Origin of the sequence: Bradyrhizobium sp. CCBAU 45384 (assembly GCF_028128665.1) — a bacterium.
Classification (GTDB): Bacteria; Pseudomonadota; Alphaproteobacteria; order Rhizobiales; family Xanthobacteraceae; genus Bradyrhizobium; species Bradyrhizobium manausense.
On record NZ_LBIZ01000109.1, the window covers coordinates 14,483 to 37,811 of the forward strand.

14 protein-coding genes and 2 pseudogenes are annotated in these 23,329 nt (G+C 58.8%); 15 read left to right on the top strand and 1 reads right to left on the bottom strand.

The annotated features are described in order from the left end of the window. The first annotated feature begins 5 nt into the window (after positions 1-5). From trbB to XH80_RS19815, 11 genes and pseudogenes are all read left to right on the top strand, one after another. Complete coding sequence (trbB, locus tag XH80_RS19765; RefSeq protein ID WP_271600168.1) at positions 6-920, top strand: P-type conjugative transfer ATPase TrbB; 915 nt, start codon at positions 6-8, stop codon at positions 918-920. A gap of 1 nt (position 921) precedes the next feature. Continuing rightward, positions 922-1,245: a TrbC/VirB2 family protein gene (locus XH80_RS19770; RefSeq protein ID WP_271599999.1), complete on the top strand. Its 324-nt coding sequence runs from the start codon at positions 922-924 to the stop codon at positions 1,243-1,245. After that, on the top strand, positions 1,245-1,508 hold the full coding sequence (locus XH80_RS19775) for a VirB3 family type IV secretion system protein (RefSeq protein ID WP_271600000.1): 264 nt from the start codon (positions 1,245-1,247) through the stop codon (positions 1,506-1,508). Before XH80_RS19770 ends, XH80_RS19775 begins: the two co-directional genes overlap by 1 nt. Before the next feature lie 10 nt (positions 1,509-1,518). Next, positions 1,519-3,960: a conjugal transfer protein TrbE gene (trbE, locus tag XH80_RS19780; protein WP_271600001.1), complete on the top strand. Its 2,442-nt coding sequence runs from the start codon at positions 1,519-1,521 to the stop codon at positions 3,958-3,960. Next, entirely contained in the window at positions 3,957-4,685 is a 729-nt protein-coding gene (gene trbJ / locus XH80_RS19785; RefSeq protein ID WP_271600002.1) for a P-type conjugative transfer protein TrbJ, read from the top strand. Before trbE ends, trbJ begins: the two co-directional genes overlap by 4 nt. Next, a complete protein-coding gene (gene trbK-alt / locus XH80_RS19790; RefSeq protein ID WP_271600003.1) occupies positions 4,685-5,053 on the top strand; it encodes a putative entry exclusion protein TrbK-alt in 369 nt (122 codons plus the stop codon). The genes trbJ and trbK-alt overlap by 1 nt, the downstream gene beginning before the upstream one ends. After that, a complete protein-coding gene (trbL, locus tag XH80_RS19795) occupies positions 5,050-6,276 on the top strand; it encodes a P-type conjugative transfer protein TrbL (protein WP_271600004.1) in 1,227 nt (408 codons plus the stop codon). Before trbK-alt ends, trbL begins: the two co-directional genes overlap by 4 nt. A 93-nt stretch (positions 6,277-6,369) precedes the next feature. After that, positions 6,370-7,053, top strand: a complete 684-nt coding sequence (trbF, locus tag XH80_RS19800) for a conjugal transfer protein TrbF (protein ID WP_271600005.1) — start codon at positions 6,370-6,372, stop codon at positions 7,051-7,053. Continuing rightward, positions 7,050-8,083: pseudogene (trbG, locus tag XH80_RS19805) on the top strand (P-type conjugative transfer protein TrbG). The gene trbF and the pseudogene trbG overlap by 4 nt, the downstream one beginning before the upstream one ends. Beyond that, entirely contained in the window at positions 8,080-9,291 is a 1,212-nt protein-coding gene (locus tag XH80_RS19810) for a TrbI/VirB10 family protein (RefSeq protein WP_271600006.1), read from the top strand. Before trbG ends, XH80_RS19810 begins: the two are co-directional and overlap by 4 nt. A 4-nt stretch (positions 9,292-9,295) precedes the next feature. Then, entirely contained in the window at positions 9,296-9,526 is a 231-nt protein-coding gene (locus XH80_RS19815) for a DUF2274 domain-containing protein (protein ID WP_271600007.1), read from the top strand. A gap of 144 nt (positions 9,527-9,670) precedes the next feature. On the opposite strand, the gene XH80_RS19820 is transcribed toward XH80_RS19815, so the two are convergent. After that, positions 9,671-10,618, bottom strand: coding sequence for a TauD/TfdA dioxygenase family protein (locus tag XH80_RS19820; RefSeq protein ID WP_271600008.1), 948 nt, complete (start codon positions 10,616-10,618; stop codon positions 9,671-9,673). Positions 10,619-13,108: 2,490 nt separating this feature from the next. On the opposite strand from XH80_RS19820, the gene XH80_RS19825 reads away from it, so the two are divergent. The 4 genes and pseudogenes from XH80_RS19825 to XH80_RS19840 all read left to right on the top strand — a co-directional run bounded on the left by XH80_RS19825 (position 13,109) and on the right by XH80_RS19840 (position 23,198). After that, positions 13,109-13,537, top strand: coding sequence for a hypothetical protein (locus XH80_RS19825; protein ID WP_271600009.1), 429 nt, complete (start codon positions 13,109-13,111; stop codon positions 13,535-13,537). Positions 13,538-16,653: 3,116 nt separating this feature from the next. After that, positions 16,654-19,758 carry an efflux RND transporter permease subunit gene (locus XH80_RS19830; protein ID WP_271600010.1) on the top strand — a complete coding sequence of 1,035 codons (3,105 nt, stop codon included), beginning with the start codon at positions 16,654-16,656 and terminating at the stop codon, positions 19,756-19,758. Between the two features lie 690 nt (positions 19,759-20,448). Next, positions 20,449-21,616, top strand: a pseudogene (locus tag XH80_RS19835) (sulfite exporter TauE/SafE family protein). Positions 21,617-22,055: 439 nt separating this feature from the next. Further along, positions 22,056-23,198, top strand: coding sequence for an MFS transporter (locus XH80_RS19840; RefSeq protein WP_333968838.1), 1,143 nt, complete (start codon positions 22,056-22,058; stop codon positions 23,196-23,198). Positions 23,199-23,329 lie beyond the last annotated feature (131 nt).

A 23,329-nucleotide genomic window follows, 5' to 3' on the forward strand; every position in this document is an offset into this window, starting at 1 on the left:
CGCGAATGCTGCGTAGCGCGCTCGGCTCCGCAATTGCCGGCTACCTCGAAGACGAGGCGATCATCGAGGTGATGCTCAATCCGGATGGGCGTCTGTGGATCGACCGGTTGTCGAGCGGCCTGATCGACACAGGCGAAACTCTGTCGGCCGTGGATGGCGAACGCATCGTTCGCCTGGTTGCACATCATGTGGGCGCCGAGGTGCACGCCGGTGCGCCACGGGTTTCGGCCGAACTGCCCGGGACCGGTGAGCGCTTCGAAGGACTCTTGCCTCCGGTCGTTGCAGCACCGGCCTTTGCTATTCGCAAGCCCGCCGTCGCCGTGTTTACGCTCGACGACTACGTCACCAGGCGCATCATGACCTCGGAGCAGGCCAAGACCCTGCAGAACGCGGTCGCCGCACGGAAGAACATCCTAGTCGCTGGCGGGACATCGACGGGCAAGACCACGTTGACGAATGCGCTTCTGGCCGAGGTGGCGAAGACCTCCGATCGGGTCGTGCTGATTGAGGACACCCGCGAGCTACAGTGTAGGGCGCCCAATCTCGTTGCGCTGCGGACCAAGGACGGTGTGGCGACGCTGTCGGATCTCGTCCGCTCGTCCCTCCGACTGCGTCCTGATCGCATCCCGATCGGCGAAGTCCGAGGTGCCGAAGCACTCGACCTCCTCAAGGCCTGGGGCACCGGCCATCCCGGCGGCATCGGTACCATCCATGCTGGGACAGCGCTCGGCGCGCTGCGGAGGCTCGAGCAACTCATCCAGGAAGCCGTCATCACGGTTCCGCGCGCCCTGATCGCCGAGACCATCGACCTCGTCGCCGTGCTGGCGGGACGCGGCGCTGACCGCCGCCTCGCTGAACTCGCCACCGTCTCAGGGCTGGGCGCCACCGGTGACTACAGCCTTTCAACAGCAGGAGACTGACATGCGTCAGCAATTTCGTTTTCTTCGAGGTACATCGTTGGCCGCCTACGGCACCATGCTTTTGGCAGTTCAGCCCGCATGGGCGGCTGGTTCGAACATGCCGTGGGAGCAGCCGCTCAATCAGATCTTGCAGTCGGTCGAGGGGCCGGTCGCAAAGATCATCGCGGTCATCATCATCGTCGTGACCGGGCTCACGCTCGCATTCGGAGATTCCTCCGGCGGCTTCCGCAGACTGATCCAGATCGTGTTCGGTCTTTCGATCGCGTTTGCGGCCTCAAGCTTCTTCCTGTCGTTCTTCTCCTTCGGCGGTGGCGTGGTGATCTGATGGATGAACCTGTCACAGGCTATGTTGTGCCTGTTCATCGCGCACTCACCGAGCCTATCCTGATGGGTGGCGCGCCGCGGTCGGTTGCGATTGTCAACGGCACGCTTGCGGCAACCCTGGGTCTGGGGCTGCGGCTCTGGCTCGCGGGTCTGGTCCTCTGGTTCATCGGCCACGTAGCCGCCGTCTGGGCCGCTAAGCGCGACCCCGCTTTTGTCGATGTAGTGCGCCGACATGTGCGCATCCCCGCTCATCTCACCACCTGAGCTCTCAGTCATGATGAACCTTGCCGAATATCGCCATTCCAGCGCGCGTCTCGCCGACTTCCTGCCCTGGGCAGCCCTCGTCGACGAGGGGATCATCCTGAACAAGGATGGTTCGTTCCAGCGGACGGCAAAATTCCGGGGACCTGACCTAGATAGCGCAGTGCCGGCTGAACTCGTCGCCGTCGCGGGGCGCTTGAATAACGCCTTGCGTCGCTTAGGGTCAGGCTGGGCCGTGTTCGTCGAGGCGCAGCGCCATTTTGCGGGGACCTATCCTCCGAGCACTTTTCCGGATGTCGCATCCGCGCTGGTCGACGCCGAGCGCAGAGCTCAGTTTGAAGAGGCGGGCACCCACTATGAGTCCAGTTATTTTCTGACCTTCCTCTATTTGCCACCGGAGGAGGGGGCTGCCCAGGCAGAACGACTTCTCTATGAGGGCCGGGATCGCACAGTTGGAGCAGACGCGCGCGAAGTTCTCCGCGGATTTATCGACCAAACCAACCACATGCTTCAACTCGTCGAAGGGTTCATGCCGGAATGCGCCTGGCTCGATGACCAGGACACGCTGACCTATCTGCACTCGACGATCTCGACCAAGCGTCATCGCGTTCGAGTACCCGAAATTCCCATGTACATCGATGCGCTGTTGGCCGACCAGCAGCTGACCGGCGGGCTCGAGCCGATGTTGGGCTCAGCCAACTTGAGAGTTCTGACGATCGTCGGCTTTCCGGGAGCGACGACGCCGGGGATTCTGGATGACCTCAATCGCCTGCCGTTTTCTTATCGATGGTCGACCCGCGCCATCATGCTCGACAAGACGGATGCCACCAAGCTGTTGACCAAGATTCGGCGGCAGTGGTTCGCCAAGCGGAAATCCATCGGCGCCATCCTCAAGGAAGTCATGACGAACGAGGCGTCGACGTTGCTCGATACCGACGCCCACAACAAGGCGCTTGATGCCGACGCGGCCTTGCAGGAGCTGGGGTCCGATCAGATCGGACAAGCCTTTGTCACTGCGACCATCGCTGTCTGGGATCTTAATCCCAATGCCGCCGATGAAAAGCTGCGCCTGGTCGAGAAGGTCATTCAAGGACGCGATTTCACCTGCATGATCGAGACGGTGAACGCCGTCGAAGCCTGGCTCGGCAGCCTGCCAGGTCATGTCTACGCGAATGTGAGGCAGCCACCGGTGTCGACACTCAACCTCGCCCATATGATTCCGATGTCGGCCGTGTGGGCGGGCGAAGCGAGGGATCTGCATTTCAAGGGTCCACCGCTTCTGTTCGGCAAGACCGAGGGATCTACTCCGTTCCGGTTTTCGCTCCACATCGGTGACGTCGGCCACACGCTCGTGGTAGGGCCGACAGGTGCCGGCAAGTCGGTCTTGCTGGCTCTGATGGCGCTACAGTTCCGTCGTTACCCGAACGCACAGGTCTTTGCGTTCGATTTCGGTGGTTCGATCCGCGCGGCCGCGCTCGCCATGGGCGGCGACTGGCATGATCTCGGCGGTGCGCTGTCTGACGGGGACGAGAACCCTGTCGCGCTGCAACCTTTGGCCTGGATCGACGATTCCGCCGAGCGCGGATGGGCCACGGAATGGATTGGTGCGATCCTGGCGCGGGAAAAGGTCGAGATCACGCCGGAGGTCAAGGATCATCTGTGGTCGGCGCTCACCTCTCTCGCTTCAGCGCCGAGGGAGGAGCGCACCCTCACGGGCCTCTCCGTCTTGCTACAATCCAATTCCCTGAAAAGGGCCCTCCAACCCTATTGCCTGGGTGGTCCCTCCGGACGCTTGCTCGATGCAGAATTCGAGCGCCTCGGCGAGGCGTCGGTCCAGGCATTTGAGACCGAAGGCTTGATCGGAACGATCGCTGCCCCGGCCGTGCTGGCGTATCTCTTCCATCGAATCGGAGACCGTCTCGATGGTCGGCCGACACTCCTCATTGTCGATGAAGGCTGGCTAGCCCTCGACGACGAGGACTTTGCTGGCCAGCTCCGCGAATGGCTGAAGACGCTTCGGAAGAAGAATGCGTCCGTCATTTTCGCTACCCAGTCGTTGTCGGATATCGACGGCTCCCCGATCGCGCCGGCTATCATCGAAAGCTGCCCAACTCGTTTGTTACTGCCGAACGAACGGGCGATCGAACCGCAGATCACCGCCATCTACCGCCGTTTCGGACTCAACGATCGCCAAATCGAACTTCTAAGCCGGGCGGCGCCAAAGCGCGACTACTACTGTCAGTCGCGCCGGGGCAACCGCATGTTCGAACTTGGGCTTGGTGAAGTCGCGCTCGCCTTTACGGCAGCTTCTTCCAAGACCGAGCAGGCTGTCATCGCGCAACTCTTTGCCGAACATGGACCTGACGGCTTTGTGGCGGCTTGGCTCCAGCACCGTGACGCCGCCTGGGCCCTCGACCTGATCCCCAATCTCGTCAATCTGGAGAAATCGCTATGAGGCGTCTTGGTCTATTGGCGGCTGCTGGCTTGGTCGCGCTGATCCTGGGCGTTGCGGTGCCCGCACGGGCGCTGATCGTCTTCGATCCCAACAACTACGTTCAGAACGTCCTGACAGCTGCGCGGGAGCTCCAGCAGATCAACAATCAGATCACCTCGTTGCAGAACGAGGCGCAGATGTTGATCAACCAGGCGAAGAACCTGGCAAACCTGCCGTACTCGTCGCTACAGCAACTGCAATCCTCGATCCAGCGGACTCAGCAATTGCTGGCCCAAGCCCAGCGTATTGCCTACGACGTCCAGCAGATCGATCATGCCTTCTCGACGAGCTACGCGCCAGCTACCAGCAGCCAGTCGGATCAGTTGCTAATCGCCAATGCTCAATCGCGTTGGCAGAATTCGTATGCCGCAACGCAAGACGCACTTCGTGTCCAGGCCGGCATCGTTGGCAACCTCGACACCAACCGCGTCCAGACCTCCGCGCTCGTTAGCTCAAGCCAAGGCGCTATCGGTGCCTTGCAGGCGACACAGGCCGGCAATCAGATTCTGGCATTGAACGCGCAGCAGCTCGCCGACCTCACGGCTGTCGTGACGGCGCAGGGCAGGGCGCAGAGCCTTGAAGCCGCGCAACGCGCGGCGGCCCAGGCCCAGGGCCGCGAACAGCTCCGACGGTTTCTTACGCCAGGGCAGGGCTATCAATCATCCAACGTGCTGATGTTCCACTGATGACCGACATCCGGGCATTCAGGGCGTTGTCGCTGCTGACGACAATTGGCGTGTTGGTCGTCACCGCCTGCACGATTCAGCTGCGCGGCGGAGACGGTCCTCCGCCGCCGAAAGCGGAGCAGACGACAGACGCAAGCAGCTCAGACCTCGCGCGCTGCCGCAGTGTCACTGCGGAGGACGCAGCGGGATATGAGCGTTGCAAGCAAGTTTGGGCCGAAAACCGCCGTCGCTTCTTTGGCAAGAAGGACAGTGCCGCAGTTCCAGGCCGCGACGATTCCGCCGCCGGTGTGGCGCTCGATCCAAAGGATCAAAGCCGGATCCCGCAGGGATATCCGAACTTGGCAACCCCTGGGGCGAGCAAGCCATGACTGGTACGGGGATCATTGACCAGTTCCTTGCGACATTCACGCGCTACATCGATAACGGCTTCGGGCTGCTGGGTGGCGAAGTCGGATATCTCGCAACTACGCTTGCCGCGATCGACATCATGCTTGCCGCGTTGTTCTGGAGCTGGGGGCCGGACGAGGACATCATCGCACGCCTCGTCAAGAAGACGCTCTTTGTCGGCGTCTTTGCCTACCTGATCAGCAATTGGAACAGCCTGGCGCGCATCGTCTTCGAAAGCTTTGCGGGTCTTGGACTGAAAGCATCCGGCGCAAGCCTGTCTGCGTCGGATTTCCTGCGGCCGGGAAAGATCGCTCAGGTCGGCCTTGACGCCGGCCGACCGTTTCTTGATTCGATCTCAAACCTGATGGGGTACATCAGTTTCTTCGAGAATTTCGTCCAAATCGTCGTTCTCCTGTTCGCGTGGGTCGTGGCGCTACTCGCTTTCTTCATTCTGGCGATCCAGCTCTTCGTCACCCTGATCGAGTTCAAGCTCACGACGCTGGCCGGCTTCGTGCTCATTCCTTTTGGCTTGTTTGGCAAGACCGCCTTCGCGGCGGAGCGGGTTTTGGGCAACGTCATCTCTTCAGGGATCAAGGTCCTGGTACTGGCCGTGATCGTTGGCATCGGTTCAACCCTGTTCTCGCAGTTCACCTCTGGTTTCGGCGGCGCACAGCCGACCATTGAAGACGCAATGACTTTGGTGCTCGCGGCGCTGTCCTTGCTGGGCCTCGGTATCTTTGGTCCGGGTATCGCAAACGGGCTGGTGTCGGGCGGACCTCAACTGGGCGCCGGCGCCGCGATTGGAACAGGCCTTGCTGCTGGCGGCATTGTTGCCGCTGGCGCGGGACTTGCCGTTGGCGGTGCCGGTCTCGCTGGCGGTGCGATTGCAGGCGCCGCGCGCGGTGGCGGCGCTGTCATAAGCGGAGCATCAGCCGCCTATCGAAGCGGCGGCCTTGCTGGCGTCGCGGAGGCGGGCGCTTCGGCTGCGACGAGTCCATTGCGTCGAGCAGCGGCTGCCTTCGGACGTAGCCCGGCGGGCGATCAGGCCGCGAGCGCCGCGGCCGAGGGGCAGCCTGATTGGGCTCGCCGCATGAAGCGAGCCGAGACCATTCGGCATGGTGCCTCGGCCGCTGGCCACGCCGTCCGCTCGGGCGATCATGGTGGCGCCGGCTCCTCCGTCGATTTGTCCGAAGGAGAACGCTGAGACGCACCACTGCACCTCCGCCGCACAGCAGCGCCTCAAATCCACCGATCGCACAACTTGAAACCGATCACTCGATATCAGGGGCAACCATCGATGTTCAAACGACCATCAGTTCACTATGGGCGCATGCCCGAGCCGATTACGCCTTATCAAAAGGCCGCACAGGTTTGGGACGACCGCATTGGATCAGCACGGGTGCAAGCCAAGAACTGGCGCCTAGCGGCGTTCGGCTGCCTCGTGCTGTCGGCCGGTCTCGCTGGCGGCCTTGTCTGGCAGTCGAGCCAAGGCTCGATCACACCCTGGGTTGTCGAAGTCGATCATCTCGGCCAGGCCCAAAGGGTTGCGCCCGCCAACATTGACTATCAGCCTACAGACGCTCAGATCGCATACCATCTGGCGCGCTTCATCGAGGATGTCAGAGGTCTACCAGCCGACGGAATCGTTCTGCGCCAAAACTGGCTCCGGGCCTATGATTTTACAACCGATCGGGGCGCCGCTGCGCTCAACGACTACGCGCGCAACAATGATCCCTTTGCCAAGCTGGGCAAGGCTCAAATCTCCGTGGAGGTCTCGAGTGTCATTCGCGCCTCTTCGGAGAGCTTTCGAGTCGCGTGGACCCAGCGCATTTACGACAACGGCTCGCTGAGCTCGACCGAACGCTGGACAGCAATCCTCACGATCGTGATCGAAACGCCGCGCGATGCCGAACGTCTGCGCAAGAATCCCCTTGGCGTCTACGTCCGGGCCATCAACTGGTCAAAGGAGTTGAGTCAATGACCAAGACACCGTCTGACGTTCATTCGAAGCGTTCCCTCCAGCAAAGCAGGCTCAACTCGGCTTGGCACCAGTTCGTGAGCGCGAAGCGTGCACTTCTATCCGCTCTTCTGCTTGGCGCGTCTATGCTCGGTGGGTGCGCGACCTACATTCCGCCGGAGATCAGCTATGACGCTGAAGTTCCTCCGCTGCCGACGACGCCCGTTGCTCTCGACGACAGATCGCGACCGCTTCACATTCCGCCCCTCTGGAAGCCCTCTCTTGGCGGCAAGTCGGGCGGAAAAGAAGACGCTGAGCCGGTGAGCCGGATTGAGACCGCAAACAGCGCAGCCCGGGTCGAACCGCGCAAGGGGGGGTATTTCAACGCAGCCCAAATCTACGCCTACAGTCCCGGAGCGCTCTATCAGATTTACGCTGCACCGGGGCAGATCACGGATATCGCGCTCGAGGAAGGAGAGCAGCTGCCGGGATCAGGGCCAATCGCTGCCGGAGATACCGTACGCTGGGTCGTGGGTGATACCGAAAGCGGGAGCGGCGACACACGGCGTGTCCATATCCTTGTCAAGCCGACCCGAGCTTCGATTGAGACCAACTTGGTGGTCAATACGGACCGGCGCACCTACCTGATTGAGCTCCGCTCCCGCGAACGGCCATACATGCCGTCTGTTGCCTGGTACTATCCAGAAACTGTCCGGGAACGATCGCGTTCGGTCGCTCTGAAGCCCGTTATTCCGGAACCGGCGCAGCGTATCTCCCGCTATGCCATTGAAGGGGACAGTCCTCCCTGGCGGCCGCTCGCCGCATATGACGATGGCCGCAAGGTCTACATCGAATTCCCGGCGGGAATCGTGCAAGGCGAGATGCCTCCGCTCTTCGTCATTGGTCCAGACGGCAAGACCGAACTCGTCAACTATCGCGCTTACGGCAACGTATTGATCGTCGATCGGCTGTTTTCTGCCGCCGAACTGCGGCTTGGCGGGAGCATCAGCAGAAGGTCAGGATTGTCAGGACTGACGGGAGGCCGTCGTCATGAACACCCGGAATGGAAACGATCAGGAGCAAGCGGCTCCGCCTGAGACACAAGAGGATCAGTCCTGGAGCTTCCGCTTGAGAGCGGAGCACCCGCGCGTGAAACGGTTGTCGCGGAAAGTACTGGCGGGAGGGAGCGCGGTCGCTCTGCTTGTCATCGGTGGAGCCGTGCTGTGGTCGCTGCAGAAGAATGGCCCTCGAGACCAGGCGGCCGATGAGCTTTACAATACCGACCATCACAATGTCGCCGACGGTATTACGGCGCTGCCGAAGGACTACACTGGCATTCCGCGCCAGCCAATCCCGCAACTGGGTCCGCCCCTTCCCGGCGACCTCGGTCGGCCGATCCTCGCGGCCCAGGGCCAGCCGCCGACGATCGGCTCTGATCCGGACCAGCAGCGTCGAGAACAAGAGACCGAAGCTGCGCGTATCAGCCGTTTGTTCGCTTCGACCAATGGAAGAGACGTGCGTCCGCCCGTCGCTGCGGCGGTTGGAAGTGACCGCGTCGTGCCACCGAACGCAACTGGCACTGGCGACGATGGATCTGCGCAGAACGGCCAGGACCGCAAGCTTGCCTTCGTGAACGCCTCGGTCGACCGTCGCACGGTAAGCCCTGACCGTGTCACCAGACCCGCTTCACCATACATCGTGCAGGCTGGGACGATGATTCCAGGGGCGCTCATCACTGGAATCAGATCGGATCTGCCAGGCCAAGTTACAGCGCAAGTAACCGAGAATGTTTTTGATACGCCGACCGGCCGCATTCTTCTTGTGCCTCAGGGAGCGCGCCTGATCGGGATTTACGATAGCCTGGTCACTTTCGGCCAATCCCGTGTGCTGCTTGTCTGGACCCGGCTGATCATGCCGAATGGACGTTCAATCGTTCTGGAGCGGCAGCCTGGCGCTGACACCGCAGGATACGGAGGCCTCGAAGACAGGGTTGACAATCACTGGGGCGAACTCTTTAAGGCTGCGGCACTATCGACGTTTCTGGCGGTCGGGACAGAACTGGGGGCCGGTACGGACTCCAACAGCAACGACAGCGCCATCATCCAGGCATTGCGACACGGCGCCTCCAACTCATTAAACCAAACTGGACAGCAGGTCGTTCGGCAGAGTCTCAACATTCAGCCCACTCTGATCGTGCGACCGGGGTATCCGGTTCGCGTTCTCGTCAATCATGACCTCATACTTACGCCGTATAGAAGGTGATAACATGCCGAAACTCAAAATAGGAGAGCTTCCAGATGACAAGCCCGTCAAAGTGAGCACGGAGCTGCCTGCGGCCGTGCATCGTGATCTCATTGCATATGCAGAAGCGCTTACGCGTCAGGCTGGTCAAGTGGTCGATCCGATTAAACTCATCGCGCTCATGTTGGCGCGCTTTATGGCGACGGATCGAGGATTTTCTAAACTGAAACGTGAAGGCCACGTTTCCTGCCGCTGACGAAGGACAGTGACGCTTAGGCGTTTCCCGAAGCTGTTGGCCGACGCTAAATAGTTCCGTAGTCAACCTAGGCCCGCCGAGTTGGTGCTAACAGCTGGATCCGTATTGGAAAGTGTGTTCCGGCGTTGCCCGGAACAACTCCGATTATCGGGTTTTCTCGGTTTTCAGACGCGAGAGTGCGGTGCCATTCGCTACCTTCAGGCGCGTTACACTACTCCGGCCATCGACGCTGACAGGCACGTCACCCTCGATCGTGGCCCGACGTACGATGCGACGCTGATCCGAGTAATCGTTGACCGCGTAATGCTGCGTTGCGCGGTTATCCCATATTGCAATATCGTCCTCTAACCAGCTCCAGCGCACAGTGTTTTCGGGTGCGGTGATGTGCGACTGGAACAGATCAAATAGCTTTTGTCCGTCGTATTTGGAGACCCCAACAAAGTGCTTCACCAAGGCGCCGAGCACTAGCGTCCGCTCGCCTGTTTCGGGATGGACGCGTACGACGGGATGCTTGGTCTCAAAGATTGTTCTGGTGAACACCTCGTCAAAGTGTTTTTTGTCGATATCGCGGACACGTGCGATCCCGGCGTAATCGAAAACATTGCTGTGAACGGCCCATAGGCCCTCGGCAAGCCGTTGTAGCGGCGGCGGCAGATCAAGATAAGCGGCAGCTGTGTTCGACCACAGGGTGTCGCCTCCGAACGTTGGCATTACAACGGCCCGTAGGACCAAAATCTTGGGATAGGCGCCGGCGAAAGTCCCATCTGCATGCCAAACGTCGGCGCGACCGCCGCCACGAGTGGAGTCCAACTCGAGGAGCGACGCCATCCCCTTGGTAGCACCGAGCATCGGATGTGGCACTAGCTTTCCGAGACGAGCGGCAAAGCGCTCCTGCTCGGCGTCATTGAGATGTCCTTGATTGCGGAAGAAGATCACCTTGTGCTCGAGCAATAAGCTGTTGATTGCGGCGATCGCGTGATCCGGTAGATCGCCTGATAGTTTGATATTTTTGACTTCGACACCGATGCGCGCTGCACGTTTCACAACATCTGTGCTCGGAATGAAGCCACCGATCAAATCCATTGCGCTCATCTTGCTCTTCCGAGTCCTGGCCGTTCTTCGTCGCCTCTTGAAGCGGGTGATCTCTAGCAAGCATCGTACCAAGTCCCCGACAATGCGCACTGAACGAATGGTGGTATTTGGCGCGAGCCATCGAACTGAGCCGATGGTTGGACAGCCAGGCGACGCTGGGAAAGCTATGCCGAATGGACTTTCGAAAATCTCAATGCTTACTATTCGCGCTGTACTGGATCTGACACGAGATTGTGCGTTTGTCAGAATAAGGACAACTGTTTCCTAAACAGTGCGGTAAGTAGTCCGAGCTGACTGTTCCGTTATGCGGAACGCCTTCAGGTTTTGACATTTTGATATTCCTGATAGATGCCGTGGCTTCACGCGCGCTCCAATGATGCGGAAGTTGCGAATGAGATCCGTGGCTACTGTGAACAAGCCAGAAGCTCATCATTGCACTCTCGGGATAAGCCGCCTCATGCTGGGGTCCGGGGGCAAGAGTGGTAGCACAACGGCTCGTTTTCACATCAGTTCTCGTTCGCAAACCAGCTCAACTGACCAAATCTGGTAGGTGCCTTGCGGGACTTTCGACGATAAAAGGCAGGGCGCCCTGGGGCAGCCGCCCAAGGGTGCGAGGTGGCAGCGTTGCAGTACCGTGACGCTGGCGAGCGAAGTTAGTGGCGCAGGTGATAGGGACAGCGCTTTACCAAGGGCCTCTTCGACGAGCGCCGAGTCACATCGTCATTTTGACTTCGCTGGCAGCGCGGAGCCGGTAGTTACAGAGCCGCTTGAACAGCGAGGATGACCGGCTCGCGCTGCCTCCCCTCTAGTTCTGACCGTCCGAACTCGGAACACTTCGAAACAATAACAGGTGAGCAATGCCGGATCCCTGCATATCGATTTCCTCTCAGCGAGAACCTTCAGACGCTGAACAGCCGGCAAGCTCCGCTGCGGTGCGTCACTCTCGCGATCAGGTGCTTAAGTGGGCGGACACGTTCCTTGGCTAGCGTCATCATGAGCCGAGCGGCTGCCCAACGACCGCCGAGCATGGCTGAGATCGCTTTTGTCACCAATAGACGGTGCCTCTGATCTGATTAGCGAAGTCGACTTGCTCCCCTTAGATCCGCTGGGTGATAGCTTCCTTGACGCCGACTAAGCTGCAGAGGAGGCCGAATTATGCTGGTGTCACCAAACGCCCGCCGATTGACTTTTGAGGTCCGGCAGGCGAGCGGACATCTTACTGCGAGCACAAATAGCACAGTTAAGTCGAGATTTTGGCGAGAGCGAAGAGGCAAACGCGTAAATCAAATACTCTACCGGAGCATGCACAGCTACAAGCTCCTTCCCGATCGTCGCCGCCAAATAAGTCGTGGCAGACGATAAGATGGACTACGGCGGCAGCGCACTTCTCTTCCGCGTTTATTTTCGCTGACAATCCCGCACATCTGCACTTTGTGATTTCACCAGTTATTCCGCCGAATCCGGACGAAGCAAAATGTTGGCATGCCGTTGCCGAACCGGCAGACGCGAATTTCAAAGCCATGCGGAGCCCAGACAACATCAAGATTGATCGCCTCGCAGCCTCACAAATCGAGGCCGCGCGAATTCTTGAAATCCATCGCGAAAGATCCTGCGGGAACTTGGGGCGACGCGCTGACTGTACGCACAAGGCCCGGCTGCATTGCGGCACGCATGCCGTCATCGCGTTGCTCGCTTGGCTTCATTTTGGGAAGACAAGCCGTTTGGTCGCCCCAGACGGAAGAAATTGACCGATGCTTAGTGGTAAAGAGAACATGCAGACGCTTACGTCTCGCTACAATTCAAAGGCTCTGCCGGCATCTAGCTGTTCGCCGCGAACTTCGTCGCGCAACTGCGCTCCATAACGGCACGATGCTTGCCGCAGATGCTAGCCCGAGGGACAAACGCCTCGAAGCCAACGCTCGCCGCCGCAAGCGGTGGTTGGGCGCACCTTGGTCTTTCGCAAGGCAGGGGAGGCAGGCTGGGGAACGAAAAGGCCGCCAGAGTCGCGAACAGCGCCAGGAGCTATATCGGCGTGACAACCGCTGCGGTGCAGCGAGGGCTCCAATGCTTGTACGCAAGATGTTCTGCTTAGTGGCGTTACAAAGCGCCTTGTACCGCCGAACCCGGCACACGTTACCGGCGGCGTGTTCGCTGGCGCTCGACGCTGAGACATTGTTTTATGAACGGACGGCAACTAGGAACCCTGCTGAGGTGACGACGAGATCCGATGTCGCGACGCTATGGAGACAGCGTCGCGACATTGTCACGCCTGCTCCGATTGTCAGCCGGGCAGCGGTCGAATCATCGTCTTCCGCGAAGATCGCTACAATCGGAGCCGGCATTACGGCTATATCGTCGATGCGACGCTTCGCGAGGGTTGCGACCGCGAGCTAAACGTCTATTTTGATGAGCGCGATCTCGTCGGCTGCGACGCGAGCGAGATAGACGCGCCGCATACCCGTGTTAGCTTTTGACTATGGCATACAACGTATGGTTCGAAACCTGCGCACGCGGAGGGTTCGGCTTCTGCCAATTCCACAAACGCTCGGCCGAGTCGTCAAGATCAAGCCGAACGGTCGCGGCTACTATGGCTTCCTGCATGCCGATGGCGAGGCGCGCGATTATTATTTTGCCGACAGAACCGTGGTCAATTGTGATGTCCCGCTTCTGGGTGGGGCGCGAGTGCGGTCTGGTATGACAGCGTATGCGCGAATTGGCGAGCACACCGCGTTGAGCCGGTCGAAGAAGGCTAAAAGCTGTGCCCAAACATCGTCGGCCGCTAAGGTCCGGCCGAGCACGCCGAAAAGCCAGGGGCGGCGCTGCTTTGCATTCATCATACCATTTTGCCGCGCGGCTGACACAAGCGCGCTGCGAATGAAGCCGCAGTTTGCATCGCTAAAAACGAAGAACGCTGAATAATCGTGAGCTTATACTTCAAGCTAGGGGCCAATCAGTTCGGTGACTCGCGTCATCGGGACCCGCTAAGGATGCGGACAAGAATTCTTTCGCTTCACAGATCGACGATGCGCGAGCCCGTCATTGCAAGTGGGTGGCGAGTGATCCAGGGTGCGCAAGATCGTCCGCCTAGCTAAGGCTGGGCGTCAACGCAATTAATACCCTCCGCTGATCGTCGAACTGAAGTGATGCTGCCGTTCCTAACTCGGGCGGCTTCACGGCGGCAGGACATACCAGCTCGCGCCATCTGCGTTGTGACGAAATGCTGCGACTAGCTAATGCGTTAGGATGCGCCTGGTCTTTTTTTCTTACGGCAGCTGAAACAGAGATATGGGGGGTTAGCGGCGCCCTGGTGCCGTCTGATCGTTCTGGAGGATTGAGCGGTGTTAACTCGCTCGGTCCAGTTTCTCGATTGGTGTGTATGACTATCAATGCTGGTAGGTCACCCGAGCCCGCACTCTCGCTAAAGTGCCTAAGTACCCTGAGGTGAGGGACCTCACGGGAAAGCCGGGTGGGTCAGCCTTGTGATCCCCGAGGCTGACTACTGAGCCAGCGGCACGTGATAGGGACAGCACCCTCCTGGCTCCAATGAGGGTGCCGAGTCACGTCGCCCCTGGCTGTCCGGCGAAGCGGATGCGGCAGAGATAGCGCATTTGTCGATCCTCCCCGGGTGGACATAGGCGCCGAGCCGCGTCCGCGCTGCTTTCTGGTTGAACTCCACAATTCGGGTCCAGTTTTTACGCCTTACCGGCTGATGCGCCTGATGCACTCGTCTTGGATACGCGAAACTTGCGTGGAGCGCGACCCGGTAAACGGCGCGACGGTTCGAAAGCAACTGATGCACGATCCGAATGGCCAGTCCTATACGGTCCAAGAGCCGCATGAGCCGGGGAACCCGTGAGATCGATCAGTCATAAACGTCCAGTGGATTGGCTGCGCGCCAATCCGGCGCGTAGCCCCGAGCGGCTGCCGCTAATCGCAAGCGCGCCAAATGGCTGTTGTCTGAGACGTAAACGTCGATATTGCTCTTGACGGCAAGCGGCCACATGGGCCGCCTTTCGCTTTGTAAATTGCCGCGCAGGTCCGTCAGCTTTCGGTAAGCCGGCCCCGATAAAGAATCGTTTGCTTAACGGGGGCGTGGCAGGGAGCGCATGAGCTGAAGGACCACCATGTGCCGAGTTGCGCTTCCGTTAAGCTCATTGCCGTTTGGATGCGACAGGGATAGTGCCTCATGATGCCGCCGAGGCCGTCACGCGCCGAGCCGCGTTCGCACAGCTTCCGACTCACGGGTTAGTTCTCATTCCGGCGATTTCGCTCGTGTTGCGAGCAATAAGTTCCTGATCAGTTTCTTGCCACCGCTTAAAGGTGAGCTTGGGGCAGTTTAGTTGGGCGGCAGGGACAATGCGCTGCCCCCCGTATCCGTGGGGTATAAGCGCCGAGTCGAGTTTTTCTAGGTTCGGGCGGGGTAGACAGCGTCTGCTCCAGCGCAACAAACGAAGTCGAGTCGCACCCCGCGCTGCTTCCGATCAACATCGCCAACACTCTGGAAAAGAAAGGGGTTGGATTGCCTAGCTGAATCCCGTCCGCTGCTGCATTGTTGCAACTGGGTCCGGCATCCGTGGCGACGACCACGCCGACAGCGTGGCCGGTTCTTTCAACGAGGTACTCTCCGCGGCCGCAATGGGTGCTTCGCTCCGTCCGAATGTACCTCGCCAACATTCCTGCGTCTCTCATGTGCGTTTGGCTTGTGATTGTTTGTTTTTGCAAGGCGCGCGTGTCTGGTCATGCTGGTCTCCGATTTGTCTATGGCAAAGACTCAGCTTAGAGAGTCGCCGACGAGAATGGGACCGACCGATTTTGGTAGGTGCCATTCGGTACTTCTCGACGATACAACATTGTAGCCCTTGAGAATTTGAGCCTCATGGGAATAAAGGTGGCCAGCCCCGGTCTTCGTGATCGGGGTTGGCCACCAGCTCTTGCGACGCCATGCACACAGAGTAGCTCCAGGCCAACGAATGCATACATTCGAGCGGCATATCACGTTCCTGCAATCGCAAGCGCTTGCGGCGCTTGCAGCCAATCAGGCCCGTGCCGCCGATCCGTCTTCGGGACTATTAGATCGCAAGGCCGCCGCATCTAACATCGAGGAAGTTCAGGCAATGCTAGCCATACTCAATTGCATGAATCCAAACATGCAGCCGAAGGAAGCACGGCAGATCGCTGCGCGCATACGCGCGCTTCTAGAGGGGGCACATGGGGGGGAGCCCGTTCGGGTAGCATGTTTGTGAGACCACAGAGTGTGAGAACGAGGAAGCTGAACTTGTCGAAACTTTAGCCTACGCCTTGAGGATCGAACGGACACCCATAAAGCTCGCTTAGGCCATCGCCAAGTAGTCAAGTGTTCCGCGAGGAAGGCGTGGATGGGACGAGATCGCTCCACAAGACCTCTTTCATTTAAGCCAAATCTGGCCTGCCTCTGCCGACAGCCTCGATCCAAATCCATTTAATATAGAGCTCGACTTGCATACAATCGCGAGCGTCGCTGAACAAGCCGAGCGCAGCTTAGTCAGCTGACAGAAACGTTCAACCATTGTTCGGAGAGGTGTATCGAGCTGGCGGCAGAGGGCGAGCTTCGAGAGGACTTTGTTCGGCGAGTAGCGAAGCGATAGCGCGTGCCTACGGAATATGTAAGGCTGTGAACTGTGTGCCCGGCAACCCGCAAGTCTTGCGACGGTGATCACGGCCAATTCGACAAACCTTGGTATAGTGCTTTGCAGCCCATGCTATATCACCCACTTACCTTTGTAGAGTTGAGGACCTGTCAGATCGTTTGTACTATCGATGTCGAACCTGGATCGTTCAGTCTGCGGGACAGTGCGAAGCCTGAACTAACGTCTTGCTAGAAGTCGTTGCGTTCCAATCATCCGTTTAGATGAACATCTTGATTCGAATCTTTGGCCGAGTGCACGCAAAAAGGGCAGGGACTTCGTAACTGGGCTCTAGGACACACGCCGCATTGCTGATCATTGCCATGGTAAGTTGCTGGCAATTTACATCCCACTCCTGAAATACGAGTCGACATGGCGTTTACCGCGCTTTTCATCAAACGTCCGGTATTGTCAATCGTCGTCAGTTTCCTGATCTTGCTGATCGGCTTGCGCGCCGCCACCCTACTGCCGATCCGGCAATATCCGAAGCTATCCAATACGGTCATCAATATCACGACTGTCTATCCTGGCGCCTCTGCCGACACGATCCAGGGGTTCATCACCGCTCCCCTGGAGCAGGCAGTCGCGTCCGCCGAAGGCGTCGACTACATCAATTCCTCGTCTGTGCTTGGTGTCTCGACGATCCAAGTCTACATCAAGCTGAATTTTGATCCAAACGAAGCGCTCACGGAGGTGCTCTCGAAGGTCAACTCAGTCAGATACCTGATCCCGAAGGAATCAAACGATCCGGTCGTCACGAAGTCGACCGGTCAGACCACTGCTGTCATGTATATCGCCTTCGCCAGCAAGGAGCTAGCCGCCAGCGCGATCACCGACTACCTCTCGCGGGTCGTGCAACCGGTTATCTCGACCGTCGCCGGGGTTGCAGCGGCAGACATCCTAGGCGGCCAGAGTTTTGCGATGCGGCTATGGCTCGATCCTGCGAAAATGGCTGGACATGGCGTGTCGCCGGCTGAGGTTTCGGCCGCAATCGCCGCCAACAACTTCCAGGCCGCGGCGGGCCAGGCCAAGGGCTATTTCACTATCTCCGATGTCACGGCAAATACGGATCTGCGGAGTGTCGATGATTTCAAGCGGATGATCGTCAAAGCCAATGACGGTGGCTTTGTGCGCATGGAAGACATTGCGGTAGTCGAGCTTGCCGCGCAGACGACAGACACTAGCGTTTCGATCAACGGCGAGCACGCGGTCTTCATCGGCGTGCAGGCGAGCCCGCAAGGCAATCCGCTAAACATAGTGCGAGGCGTTCGAGCGCTGCTTCCAGAAATGGAGCGTAACCTGCCGCCGTCGCTGAGGATGAAAGTGGCCTACGACTCCACCCAGTTTATTCAATCATCGATCGATGAAGTAGAGAAAACGCTCATTGAGGCTGTCGTGGTCGTGGTAATCGTGATCTTTCTGTTCCTGGCCTCGCTGCGCTCGGTCATCATTCCTGTAGTCACTATTCCGTTGTCGCTCGTGGGTGTCTGCAGCATGATGCTCGCGCTGGGGTTTTCATTCAATCTCCTGACTCTCCTTGCGATGGTTCTCGCGATCGGTCTCGTGGTCGACGACGCTATCGTGGTGGTGGAGAACATTCATCGCCATTTAGAAGAAGGTGCGACGCCCCTACTGGCTGCTACAAGGGGCGCGCGCGAGATCGTCGGTCCCGTTATCTCCATGACGATCACCTTGGCTGCGGTATATGCCCCGATCGGGTTTCTCGGCGGCCTCAGCGGTGCGCTGTTCCGCGAATTCGCGTTTACGCTGGCGGGAGCTGTGGTTGTGTCGGGCGTGATTGCTTTGACGCTATCGCCCATGATGTGCTCACTCTTCCTGAGGCGCGCCGAGGGAGGACGATTTGCAGGGCTTGTCAACCGCGGGTTCGGCGCCATAACACGATGGTACGGCCGCAAGCTCGACCGCTCGCTCGACTATCGCCCAATTAGCGGCCTATTTGCGCTGACCATGTTAGGCCTTGTCGGCTTTCTCTATATGAACATTTCCAAGGAGCTCGCGCCGGAGGAGGATCAAGGTATCGTATTCGCGCTAACGAAGGCGCCGAAATACGCCAATATCGACTACCTCGACTATTACGGCACCAAACTTGAAAACGCGTTCAAAAAATTTCCAGAGAGCGACTTGAGCTTCGTGCTCAATGGAGTCAGCGGCCAGCAGAGTGGCATGGCCGGCATGTTGCTCAAGCCGTGGGACGAGCGCAAGCGATCATCGATTGTACTAAAGTCCCTTGTTCAAGCCGAGCTGTCCAAAATCGAAGGCATTAACGCGTTTGCCTTTAGCTTGCCTCCGCTTCCGGGCGGTTCGGGTGGCCTACCAGTGCAGATGGTGATTAGTTCGACAGTTGGCTTCCAGTCCGTTTACGAGCAGATGTCGAAGCTGAAGGATGTCGCGCGCAAGAGCGGTCTGTTCATGGTGAGCGACTCCGACCTCGAGTTCAACCAACCGGTGGTACGAATCAAGGTTGATCGGTCCAAGGCCAACGAGCTTGGCATCACCATGCAGACTATCGGTAGCGCGCTCGCCACCCTACTTGGCGGAAACTACATTAATCGCTTTAATTTGCAGGGTCGCTCCTACCAGGTGATCCCGCAGGTCCCGCGTGAGGAACGCCTGGCGCCGCAAGCAATCGGGAGCTATTATGTGAAGACTGCGACGGGCTCGATGCTCCCGCTGTCTACCGTAGTCTCCATCGAGACTGCGACCGATCCGAACGCTCTCACCCACTACAATCAGCTCAACTGCGCGACCTTTCAGGCCGTGCCGATGCCCGGCGTCACGATCGGTCAGGCCGTGGACTTCCTGGAAGTCGAGGCAAAGAAACTGCCCGCAGGCTTCAGCCACGACTTTCTGGCCGACGCCCGCCAATACGTGTACGAGGGTAACCAACTGGCGATTACCTTTGCATTTGCAATCATCATCATATTCTTGGTGCTTGCGGCGCAGTTCGAAAGTCTGCGCGATCCCCTCATCATCATGATCAGCGTGCCGATGGCCATCGTGGGCGCCTTGATCCCGCCATTTTTTGGCTGGGCAACTATGAACATCTACACCCAGGTCGGACTGTTGACACTGGTTGGGTTGATTTCCAAGCACGGCATTCTGATGGTTGGGTTCGCCAATGAGCTGCAGCTCAAGGAGAGACTTGACCGTCGCTCGGCTATAGAGATGGCGGCGCGCGTCCGACTGCGTCCAATCCTGATGACTACGGCGGCAATGGTCACGGGCTTCACACCCTTGTTGACTGCAACGGGAGCTGGCGCCGCGAGCCGCTTCTCGATTGGGCTCGTGCTCGTCGCTGGCATGTCTGTCGGCACGCTGTTCACGCTTTTCGTGCTGCCGGCGGTGTATGTCGTGTTCGCGTCCGACCACCGCGCCGATGCAAGCTCCGGCCGCGCGAAGAACGCCGCCGAGCTCGGCCTCACCGGTGCTGCTGAGTCCCAGCTGGCCAAGCAATGACGATAAATTCAATCCAGGTTCGCTCAGTGGCGAGCGAGGGAGCCTGCGATCGCTTCACGCTCCGTTACGCATTGAGATCTTCACGCCCAAGGTGCCGAGCTTGGCGGCCATCAGGGACTCGGAAGAACACATCGGTGATCCCCGGCTGATCCGCTAAGGTGAATTGCACCGTACATTTCAAGGCAGCGGAATGCCTAAGCTCGACCTCGCCGGGGGGGAAGGGAATTGATCCTCGCCTGACAAAAGGTGCGTTGCCATTTATCCCATGGCTCTTGAAGGAGAATTGTTTGCTTCCGTCTAACCGCATTGCATTTGCTAGCTGAAAAATGATGGCGCTGGACCGCTTAGGAGTCGACACGAGTTCAATTCCGTGGGTACGGCCCCGTGTCCATGACCGACGCACTTACGGCTTTCGACACGAGGACCATTGATCGACAAGCCGAGAAACAAGCCGACACGTTTTTGGCTGAATGATCGTTGTGGGTACCGGGAAGTGCAGCACAGCTTGCGTTGCACGATCGAAGTCGTGAACAAGAGCAACTGCTGAACGCACACAACGGCTGCTGCCATTGTGAAGACGGGCGGAGCTGCTAAGCGAACGATCAGAATCTGCCGCAACCTGACGACCAATGGCCGCGCCGGCTCGCCGACGTGTGACCCGACGCCCTCCGGAGTGGGAAAGTTAAGCAAATGCCTGAGTTTGATGCTGCCATCTGGTTTCTGGCCGCAACGACGTGTTTTGCTGCATTTGTAAATGGAGCCATTGGCTACGGCTTTTCGTCGCTCACTGTGCCCCTTGCGCTAGTTTTCTACACCAATCGTATTCTCAACCCCGCCATTGTCATCATCGAGGTCTTCGTCAACGTTTACGTCCTCCTCATCAATCTGAAGGGCGTGCGGGTGGTTTGGAGACGAGTGTTTCCCATCTTGGTTGGGCTCTTGCCGGGCGCTCGGCGGCTATGCGTTGACCTCGCTTCAGCCGGGCTGGATCAAATACGCTACCTACACGATCATTCTGCCGCTGATCCTGCTGCAAGCTGCGGGTTGGCGCCGCCCTATCGGAGCAAGCTGGCTGATCGGCCTGCCATTCGGGTGGATGCTGGGCGTTCTCTATTCGCTGACGACTATCTCCGGCCCTCCGATAGCGATGCTGTTTAACAACCAGGGCTTGGTCAAACACGAATTTCGCGCCGGCCTAGCGCTGGTTCGCGCGGTGGAATCGAGCGTTACCGCCTTCGTCTACTATCAGCTCGGCTTGTTCATTTACGAAAGCGACAGCTTGCTCTATGTTTTTGTACCGAGTGTCATACTTGGCGTCCCGCTGGGGTCCTACGTCATTCGACGGCTTGATCCGGAGATATTCCGACGCATCTCTATGAGCTTTGATGCTTGGATCGTGGGCTTCGGTTTGTCACGGGTGCTGATTGAGCTCGATCTAGTGCAAAGCGCCTGGGCTTATAGCGTGATGGCGGTGGCGATACCGATCGATCTCTGCCTGCTATTCCTGTTCTTTACAAAGCCTAATCCAATCTGGTCAGAGCAACGGTCTCGGCAAACTGCGGATATAAGCGCTTTAACGATGCCGGCGGGCAACTCGGTATCGAACGCGCGCATCCTGGACCTGATCGACGCCGTCCTCTTCGGCGGCGATAAGATGGCATGCAAATCTGGTCGATTGCGCCAGACCGCCCAGCGCACCCGCGCCGGGAAGCCGGGATCACAGGACAGCCCTGAACCGTTTGAGGCTGATGTTGCCGCCATGCCTCTCAAAATGGCGGCGACACGCTGGCCCAGAACAAACGAACTTAGGCCCAATATCGAAAGCACCGGGCTGACATTGACCGCCTGCGCGTGGTAGCGGGGCTCGTTTTATTGATCTCGCGAGACAGCGCCGTCACTCGTGATGAGAGCTTCCGATTGTGCAAAGCTGTCGGAAAACCTACGGCCGTGTTAGCGCCAACTCCATAGAGGCGTCGGGCGCCGTCGGTTTTGTAGGCGTTGCGACAAGCCATACTGAGCGTTGCGCCTCCGGCCGTCGCAGACAAGCAAGAACAATCGCCCTCGGATGGCCAGCTCATCCGAGAGATTGGCCGAAACACCGCCATCCCCTGGGGCTCGAGGATCACCCTACTTGTCGCTCTCCGTGTGACGCATTTCAGTATTCGTGACGGCATCGCATTTGCAGGCATGAAAAGCGTCAACTTGTGACCATAATCGTCGAGCCGCGCGCCCGTTGCAGCCAACGCACGCAGGATGAGGGGCGCCGCGCCCGCGAGACCGTTCTCTCAGGAGCGTCCGTGATACCATGTGCCAATTTGTCCTCCGGCCTGCTTGGGACGCGCCTGACATTTTTTGTGGCCGGATTCGGGCTCGCGGCCTGGGCGCCTTTGGTGCCACTCGCCAAGGAGCGGCTCGCGGTAGATGACCGCATGCTTGGTCTACTGCTCCTCTGTCTCGGAACGGGATCCGTCGTCGCGATGCTTTTGACCAGCGTGTTGAATTCGCGGTACGGCAGCAGACCCATTATCCTCGCGGGCGGACTTGGACTTGCGATGATCCTGCCTTGCCTTGCAATTGCCGACACACCTGTAAGGCTCGGTGCCACGCTATTTGCTTTCGGCGTTTCACTCGGCTCGATCGATGTAGCCATGAATATTCATGCGATTGAACTGGAGCGCGCCACCGGCCGTCTATTGATGTCCGGCTTCCACGCCCGGTACAGCATTGGGGAAGTCACCGGCTCTGCCGCGGTCACTTCACTCGTCTCGCTGCGGTGTGGCTCGCTTCTCTCGACGTTAGTCTGTTCGGCGTTAGTAACGATCGCGATTGTGACAGCCTGGCCGAGGTTGCTAGCAACGCGTTCGAGACAGCAGGGGCCATTATTTGTCGTGCCCCACCGCAGTGTGTTGCTCATAGCGGTGCTCGCGGGTATCACCTTTCTTGTAGAAGGTGCAATGCTCGATTGGAGCGCTTTGCTTCTCGTTGAACGAGATCTTCTCGCGGAGGCGCACGGGGGCATTGGTTGTATGCTCTTCTCAATCGCCATGGCCGCCGGGCGTCTACGCGGAGATGCCGTGGTGGCGCGAATCGGCGACAGTGCCACATTGATGCTCGGGACTGTACTAATGGTAACAGGCTTCTTGGCCGTGGTGGCCGCGCCCGTTGCGTTCATTGCTCTGGCAGGGTTCCTGCTTGTTGGATTGGGTATTTCAAATGTTGTACCCGTACTGTGTCGACGCGCCGGCAAACAGAATGTGATGCCAGCAGGCATGGCGATCGCGGTCATCACGACAGGCGGCTACGCGGGTATACTCGTCGGGCCAGCCGGCATCGGGCTTATCGCACACATGTTTGGCTTGCCCATGGCGTTCGGGATGTTAGGCGCGCTCATGTCCATCGTGATGCTGTCGGCGAGGATGATGATGACCGGCCATCGCTAAGGCATTGGCCAAGAGGAAGGGAGCGCCGGTACGCTTCCGGCTAGTGATCGTCCGTTGGCGTTTGGGATTTAGAGTCGATGAGCTCACAAGAGCTGGCGGCACGTCTCGATCATGATCATTCTCCTTTCCAG

Excerpts from the sequence above, each read along its gene's own strand:
- trbE (WP_271600001.1), top strand. The coding sequence starts at position 1,519 with ATGATGAACCTTGCCGAATATCGCCATTCCAGCGCGCGTCTCGCCGAC.
- XH80_RS19820 (WP_271600008.1), bottom strand. The coding sequence starts at position 10,618 with ATGAGCGCAATGGATTTGATCGGTGGCTTCATTCCGAGCACAGATGTT.
- trbJ (WP_271600002.1), top strand. The coding sequence starts at position 3,957 with ATGAGGCGTCTTGGTCTATTGGCGGCTGCTGGCTTGGTCGCGCTGATC.
- XH80_RS19815 (WP_271600007.1), top strand. The coding sequence starts at position 9,296 with ATGCCGAAACTCAAAATAGGAGAGCTTCCAGATGACAAGCCCGTCAAA.
- trbL (WP_271600004.1), top strand. The coding sequence starts at position 5,050 with ATGACTGGTACGGGGATCATTGACCAGTTCCTTGCGACATTCACGCGC.
- trbK-alt (WP_271600003.1), top strand. The coding sequence starts at position 4,685 with ATGACCGACATCCGGGCATTCAGGGCGTTGTCGCTGCTGACGACAATT.
- XH80_RS19770 (WP_271599999.1), top strand. The coding sequence starts at position 922 with ATGCGTCAGCAATTTCGTTTTCTTCGAGGTACATCGTTGGCCGCCTAC.
- XH80_RS19775 (WP_271600000.1), top strand. The coding sequence starts at position 1,245 with ATGGATGAACCTGTCACAGGCTATGTTGTGCCTGTTCATCGCGCACTC.
- XH80_RS19810 (WP_271600006.1), top strand. The coding sequence starts at position 8,080 with ATGAACACCCGGAATGGAAACGATCAGGAGCAAGCGGCTCCGCCTGAG.
- trbB (WP_271600168.1), top strand. The coding sequence starts at position 6 with ATGCTGCGTAGCGCGCTCGGCTCCGCAATTGCCGGCTACCTCGAAGAC.
- trbF (WP_271600005.1), top strand. The coding sequence starts at position 6,370 with ATGTTCAAACGACCATCAGTTCACTATGGGCGCATGCCCGAGCCGATT.
- XH80_RS19830 (WP_271600010.1), top strand. The coding sequence starts at position 16,654 with ATGGCGTTTACCGCGCTTTTCATCAAACGTCCGGTATTGTCAATCGTC.
- XH80_RS19825 (WP_271600009.1), top strand. The coding sequence starts at position 13,109 with ATGGTTCGAAACCTGCGCACGCGGAGGGTTCGGCTTCTGCCAATTCCA.